The 6597-nt window shown below is 39.0% G+C and carries 5 protein-coding genes; 4 read left to right on the plus strand and 1 reads right to left on the minus strand.

Translation table 11 applies throughout. The features are described from left to right. Window positions 1-335 precede the first annotated feature (335 nt). Window positions 336-1454 (plus strand): GGDEF domain-containing protein, encoded by a 1119-nt coding sequence (locus K6C05_RS00570; RefSeq protein ID WP_296730327.1) that lies wholly within the window; start codon window positions 336-338, stop codon window positions 1452-1454. A 130-nt stretch (window positions 1455-1584) separates the two neighbouring features. Here the strand turns inward: K6C05_RS00570 and K6C05_RS00575 are convergent, their stop codons facing one another. Beyond that, window positions 1585-2130, minus strand: coding sequence for a DJ-1 family glyoxalase III (locus K6C05_RS00575; RefSeq protein WP_296730328.1), 546 nt, complete (start codon window positions 2128-2130; stop codon window positions 1585-1587). Between the two features lie 292 nt (window positions 2131-2422). Between K6C05_RS00575 and K6C05_RS00580 the strand changes: the two genes are divergently transcribed. The 3 genes from K6C05_RS00580 (at window position 2423) to K6C05_RS00590 (ending at window position 6462) form a co-directional block, all read left to right on the plus strand. Further along, on the plus strand, window positions 2423-5059 hold the full coding sequence (locus K6C05_RS00580) for a DUF4127 family protein (protein WP_296730329.1): 2637 nt from the start codon (window positions 2423-2425) through the stop codon (window positions 5057-5059). A 196-nt stretch (window positions 5060-5255) separates the two neighbouring features. After that, a complete protein-coding gene (locus K6C05_RS00585) occupies window positions 5256-5807 on the plus strand; it encodes an adenine phosphoribosyltransferase (RefSeq protein ID WP_296730330.1) in 552 nt (183 codons plus the stop codon). 70 nt (window positions 5808-5877) lie between these two features. Beyond that, window positions 5878-6462: a hypothetical protein gene (locus K6C05_RS00590; protein WP_296730331.1), complete on the plus strand. Its 585-nt coding sequence runs from the start codon at window positions 5878-5880 to the stop codon at window positions 6460-6462. The last annotated feature ends 135 nt before the right edge of the window (window positions 6463-6597 follow it).

Raw genomic sequence — 6597 nt, forward strand, 5'->3', positions numbered from 1 at the left:
CGCCATTGTTCAAATTTTTCTTCTTTAGAAGAAAAATCTTCCAATTAGCGTTTCAACGAGCTGGGAGATATGCTCGCCAGCTGTTGTAGTTTGTTTTCCCCCACCTAAAGAGGAAGGGGACATCTTAAAGCTCGTTATAATCATCTTTTTTTCATTAAAATGTTTTAGCATATTCCTTGTTATAATATATTTTTTTGTTATAATAGGTATGTATTAGGCGTTGATTATTAAGCTCGGGCATGATTGTGCGTTTAAGCCCCAGGGCAATGTCTCAACGCCTGTTATCAATTTTATACCTTAAGTATATAAGGTTATTTGATGTAAGGATGATTAGATTGACTGATTATATTGGTATTTCTGAAGCATATACATCAACCTTTTTTGTTGTATTGTTGATTCTTGTCATAATCTGTAATAATTTATGGCGTTTTAAGGATAAACGGGGCGAAAATAGATTTTTGTCCATTCTGATAATTTCTGTTTTGTTTGCCAGTATTTTGGATTGTCTCATTTTTTCCCTTGACGGTATGCCCGGAGAATTTGTAAAAGGCATACTGTATATTGGAAATACAGCACTTTATATAATTGATATTACCCTATGCTGCTGTATGATAGTTTTTATAATATATCATTTGATTGGCTATGTCGCAAGACTGCATATCCGCATATTGATTTTTGCCTTTACTGTTTCTACTGCTTGTCTGTTTATAAATCTATTTGTACCGATCATATTTTCAATTAATGAATATAATCAGTATACCAGGGGACCCTTTGCCAATTTGATGTTTATCATTGCAATAGTAATGATTTTATATTTCTTTGTAGTATATAAATATATAATTCATAAGGGTGGAGGGCTGAAGTTTTTCCCCATTACCCTGTTCATAGCACCTATTCTTTTGGGGCTTATCATTCAGATGTTTAATTACGGTCTTTGGCTTATTTGGCCTACTTCAGCAATATCCCTTACCGCAATAATTTTCAGCCTGCAAAATGAAATGATTTTCCGCGATAAGCTCACAGGCGTATATAATCGTCAGTTTTTTGACAGATTGAGCATTTACACAAAACACAGGACACTTTATGGTCTCATGTTTATTGATTTAAACAATTTCAAGGATATAAATGACCGGTATGGCCATAATATAGGAGATAAGGTTTTAAAGCTGTCTGCTGAAATGATCCAAAAGGTAGTAGGTGCTTCCGGAACAGTTATACGGTATGGTGGAGATGAATTCGTTGTTCTTGTAAATACTTCCAGTACGAATATAATGGACGAATATCTGCATAAGATAAAAAATAAATTCTATAATTTTAATTACAAAAATGACAAGCCCTATTCTGTTTCCGTTTCTGTGGGCTACAGCATGACAAAGCTGACTTCCAGGGCACTGCAGGAAGCTGTTAAAAAGGCTGACGCAAGAATGTATATGGATAAGGAAAAATCAAAATAAAAATCCACCCTAATGTACTTGACGCCAAAAAGCTGAATCTTCAATCAATGGGATGAAGATTGGTACATAAGGGTGGTTTTTTATTCCGGTTTCGGAAAAACTATGTAAGAAGATTGCTTATCGCATCATATCAAAGATAAAGCGTATCCTCGCCTACATCCTGTGATGTTTCCTTGTTGACAACAACCTCGAGAATTTTCAGGGCAAAAGGAATTGCTGTTCCCGGTCCTCTGGAAGTAATAATATTCCCATCAACTACAACCTGGTCCTGGGAAGTAAGCCCTCCCGTCAAATGTTCCTCAAATCCAGGGTAACAGGCACATTTTTTACCTTTGACAAGGCCGTTATCACCGAGTATGGAAGGTGCAGCACATATTGCTGCAATCCATTTATTTTCAGCAGCGAATTTTTTCAGAAGAGCTACAACATTTTGGCTTTTGCCAAGATTGAGCATTCCGTCGTAGCCTCCCGGCAGTATTACAACTCCATAATCATCAGGATTGATTTTGGAAAGTAGTGCATCAGTTTTCACCGATATATTATGGGCACCACTGACATCAAGGGAATCATGAATAGAAGCAGCAGTAACCTCTAAACCGCCACGACGCAAAAAATCAACAGGGGTTATGGCTTCAACCTCTTCAAAGCCCTGGGCAAATAATACTAATGCTTTCATAATTTACCTCCTCATATTTTATGATGTATTAATTATACATCATGTGATGTCTTTAAAAAAGTACAAAGAAATCCTTTACCTGCCTGAGATACCATGGTTGATATGTCGGACCGGAATAGCTTGCCATAATAAGTAAAGTATATTAATTATCAAGGTAAGACTCTGCAGGGAAGATTTTTTCTTAAAATGAAGAAAATTTTGAATAATGGCGTTATAATAATATGTAACTGATTTAGCGATACTTGTATCCTATTTTCAATAATTATATTTTATAAAAAGAAGGTATAACTTGATGATAGAAAAATCTGGAATATTTGTATTTATTATATGCTTTGCTTTTTTGTTTTTTGTGTCTGGTAATACAGCCGAGGCAAAGGGCACTATATTGTTCGTTCCTCATGACAACAGGCCGACCTCCTGTGAACAATCAGCAGAAGCACCTGAATTAGCAGGGTACAAGGTTCTTATGCCACCAAAGGAAATATTGGGAGGACTGAGAAATACCGGTAAAATTGATGAGCTGTGGAAATGGGTGGATGATAATATAAAATCTGCAGATGCAGCGGTGGTTTCAACTGATACTTTGATATACGGAGGACTGGTTGCCTCCCGTAATCATGCAATGTCTGCCAGGGAGCTAAAAAAGCGTGTGGAGCGCATTTCTGATTTACGGAAGCGGAACTCAGATATCAAACTGTTTGCTTTTACTTCACTGATGCGGACACCTAAAAATGGCGCAGCAGCCGGTGCTGAGGAACCAGCATATTATCAGGAATATGGAGATAAAATATTCCGTGCTTCAGCCTTGGGTGATAAAGCCGATACCGGGAAATTAACTCCGCCGGAAAAAAACGAGCTGGAGCTCCTTGTGGATCAGATTCCACGGGAAGTATGGAGTGATTATTTTGGCAGGCGCAAAACCAATCTAAATGTTACCAAAAAACTGATTGATTTTGTCAAAAAGGATAAATTGGATTTCCTGCTGATCGGCAAGGATGATAACGCACCTTTATGTGCTACCCATATGGAAGCCAGGTCACTGAATGAGTATGCCAAAGGTCTTTCCAAGGATAAATTCATGATAGCTACCGGCATAGATGAATTCAGCATGCTTCTCCTTGCCAGGTCCATTAACACCATGACCGGTAAAAGTCCCAAGGTATATGTTCAGTTTAATTTCGGTGTAGGTGCTGATACTGTGCCAGCCTTTTCTGACGAAAAAATATATGATTCTGTATCAGACGAATTGAAGATAGCCGGAGCAAAGGAGACATTATTCCCTTCTGCAGCCGATCTGATTCTCTTGGTCAATACCGACCCTTATGGCAGGACAACAGATGGCCAGCCTGATTTAAATGACCCTGAACCAATGTTTAATACGACGACAGCCAGAACAGGAACCAGGGAATTTCTGGAAATAGTTAAGTATCATATTGCCAATTCCAACAATGTTTCTGTTGCTGATATAGCCTTTGCCAATGGCAGTGATAATGCCTTGATGCATCAGTTAAAGGAAAATGGCCTGCTGTTTAGGTTATGTTCATATTCCGGGTGGAACACTCCTACAAACAGCACCGGATTTGCCTTGGGGCAGGGGCTGGCAGCCATTGATTTAAAACAAAATGATAAAAACAGGCTCTTAATCAGGCGTTATCTGGATGATTGGGGGTATCAGTCAAATATCAGGGCAGAACTGATGAATAAACTTCCAGGCAGTAAATATTATTTTGATTTAGCTGATTATGAGCATACTGCCCAGGAATTTACTGCAAAAGAGTTGCGCAGTTTTGCCCGGAATAATCTTTCTGAATATCCGGATCTCAATGAGCTGGAGTTTTATTTCCCATGGCATTTGCCTTTTATAGGGGGAATTAAAATTCCTGAAGCAGAATTTTTAAATGATAATATTAAATTTTATGGCAGATGGCACAAGGAAATGCAGCAGGCTGTCTGTGGTCAGGGAGCTGTATATATCAAGGCAGAGTTTACGGGCAGCAGCATTGCGGCAAAGATGGTCGATAACAATTGCTGGTGGCGTTATACCATTGATGATAAGGAGTATGGACGAATAAAATTCAATAAGGAGCAGATACTGCTTGCAGATGATTTATCTGCAGGTAAACATATAATAAAGCTGGTACGGTCGACGGAAGGTGAAGCCGGTCTCAGCATATTTAAGGGATTTGTGCTTGATAAATCAGGTGAATTACTGGAAATGGATGAACCAAAACGCCTAAAGCTGGAATTCGTAGGTGATTCAATACTGGCCGGAGCATTTAATGACGGAGCCATTCACATTGACAGCTATTATGATACTGAGGACAATGATATGGCTTTTGGACCTCAGCTTGCCAGAATGCTAAAGGCAGATTACAGTGTTTTGGGTAAATCCGGCGAAGGTGTTTTCCATAATTATTCTGAATCGTGGCCAGGATACGAGGTACACACCGCTGATCGCTATCCTTGGACATATTATTCCTTTAATGGAGAAGCCACTCATGTGATGTGGAATTTTACTGATAATCCTTCGGATGCAGTTATAATATCCATTGGAACTAATGATTTTATTGAAAGTCAGCAGCCTGCTGAAAAAGATTTTTCCGCAGCATATGAAAATTTATTGCAGGTAGTTCGCAGGAACAATCCTGAGGCTGTCATCATCTGTGTCGAACCTGTTCCGGTGAAGATTGGTCCTATGGCAGGACAATGGACAGAGAAGGTCGTAAATAAATTAAAGAATAATGGGGACAAGGCTTTATTTTACATCCATCTTAACGAGGATGAACCATTATTGGATGATGATGACTATGTAGGCGACGGCATACACCCAACCAAGGAAGGCTCCAGAAAGGTAGCAAAGTATCTTTATAAACGGGTAAAGAGGATTCTTGATGCTTCCGGAAAAGGATATTCCAAGGTTAATTCCTAAGGGTAATAAGTCGCAGGAAGTCTCATTTTAATTTATTTGGTAATATGCTATACTGATTAAGTTAAGAAATGTAGAAAATTGTTGTATTACTTATTATGGTAAATTGTTTTGGGTCTTAAGATAGTATATTTTCTGACAGGGAAAGAAGATATATATCCGATACCCGGATAAATCTGACAATAAGGAGATTTGTAAAATGAGTTTATCTGCACAGGAGATAAATTATGTAAAGGAGCATGTTAGAGTTGTTCCTGATTTTCCCAAGAAGGGTATTCAGTTTGTAGATATAACGACTACACTGAAAAATGCCAAGGCATTTGGAATTACTCTGGATTTTATGAAGGACGCCTTAAAGGATAAGAATATCGACCTTATTGTAGGACTTGAATCCAGGGGATTCATTTATGGAGCAGCTCTATCAGCCGCCATGAATATAGGCTTTGTACCAATCCGTAAGCCAGGCAAGCTGCCCTCTGATGTGGTCAGTGTTGATTATGAACTTGAATATGGTACTGACAGGATTGAAATGCACAAGGATGCCATTAAGCCTGGTCAGAATATCATGATTGTGGACGATTTATTGGCAACCGGTGGTACAGCTGATGCTGCAGCAAAGCTAATTAAAAAGGTAGGGGGAAATATTACCGGAGCAGTATTTTTCGTAGAGCTTTCTTCGCTGGGAGGGCGTAAAAAGCTGGAGGCAGATGGCATCAATGTCGTTTCCATGCTGCAGTACGATTTGGACTGATAAAAGCTTCCGGATAATATGGACTTTGGAGAATTATAAAGGAGTAGGAAGACTATATAGGAGAGATATTATGATATTTAGACTGCTTCATGGTAAGATCAGTGTATCAGCATGTTTTCTGATGGTGTTGCTATGCTTTTGTATAGCCGGTTGCACTTCTAAGGATATTCAGCTTCAGGATGTCAGCGTCAAGGGAGTATCTGGCACCATGACTATCAGGATGCCCTTTGATTTTCGTAATCCTATGGAGCCACAGACTTTTCCTAATGGTAATACCATAAATTCGGTTGCTGATCATAACAGTGATTTTGAAATAACCATCAACAGCATTCATTATGACCGTGAAAAATACAAGGTCTATAACGGGAAGGAATTTGAACCTGATTTGGAGAGCTTTTCCAAGGGCATGATGGACAGCTTTAAGAAGAAATTCAGTGCTACCGGTGGACAGCTGGAGGATTTCAAGGTTGCAGGATTTCCTGCCAAATCTGCTGTTTTGCAGCGTACCAGTAAGGATATTAAGTTAAATATGCGTTTTGTAACTTTCTTCAGAGGAGATGAGCTATGGTGCATAACCATTGCCTATAAGGCCGGTGAAGAAGAATTTGACAAGGCTGCGGAGAGAATACTTAACAGCATTCGATTCGATAAATAACGAGCTTTAAGATGTCCCCTTCCTCTTTAGGTGGGGGAAAACAAACTACAACAGCTGGCGAGCATATCTCCCAGCTCGTTGAAACGCTAATTGGAAGATTTTTCTTCTAAAGAAGAAAAATTTGAACAATGGCGT

It is taken from the genome of Anaerovibrio sp. (assembly GCF_024697385.1).
Classification (GTDB): Bacteria; Bacillota; Negativicutes; order Selenomonadales; family Selenomonadaceae; genus Anaerovibrio.

Coding starts and splice junctions, on each gene's coding strand:
- K6C05_RS00580 (WP_296730329.1), top strand. CDS start 2,423: ATGATAGAAAAATCTGGAATATTTGTATTTATTATATGCTTTGCTTTT.
- K6C05_RS00585 (WP_296730330.1), top strand. CDS start 5,256: ATGAGTTTATCTGCACAGGAGATAAATTATGTAAAGGAGCATGTTAGA.
- K6C05_RS00575 (WP_296730328.1), bottom strand. CDS start 2,130: ATGAAAGCATTAGTATTATTTGCCCAGGGCTTTGAAGAGGTTGAAGCC.
- K6C05_RS00590 (WP_296730331.1), top strand. CDS start 5,878: ATGATATTTAGACTGCTTCATGGTAAGATCAGTGTATCAGCATGTTTT.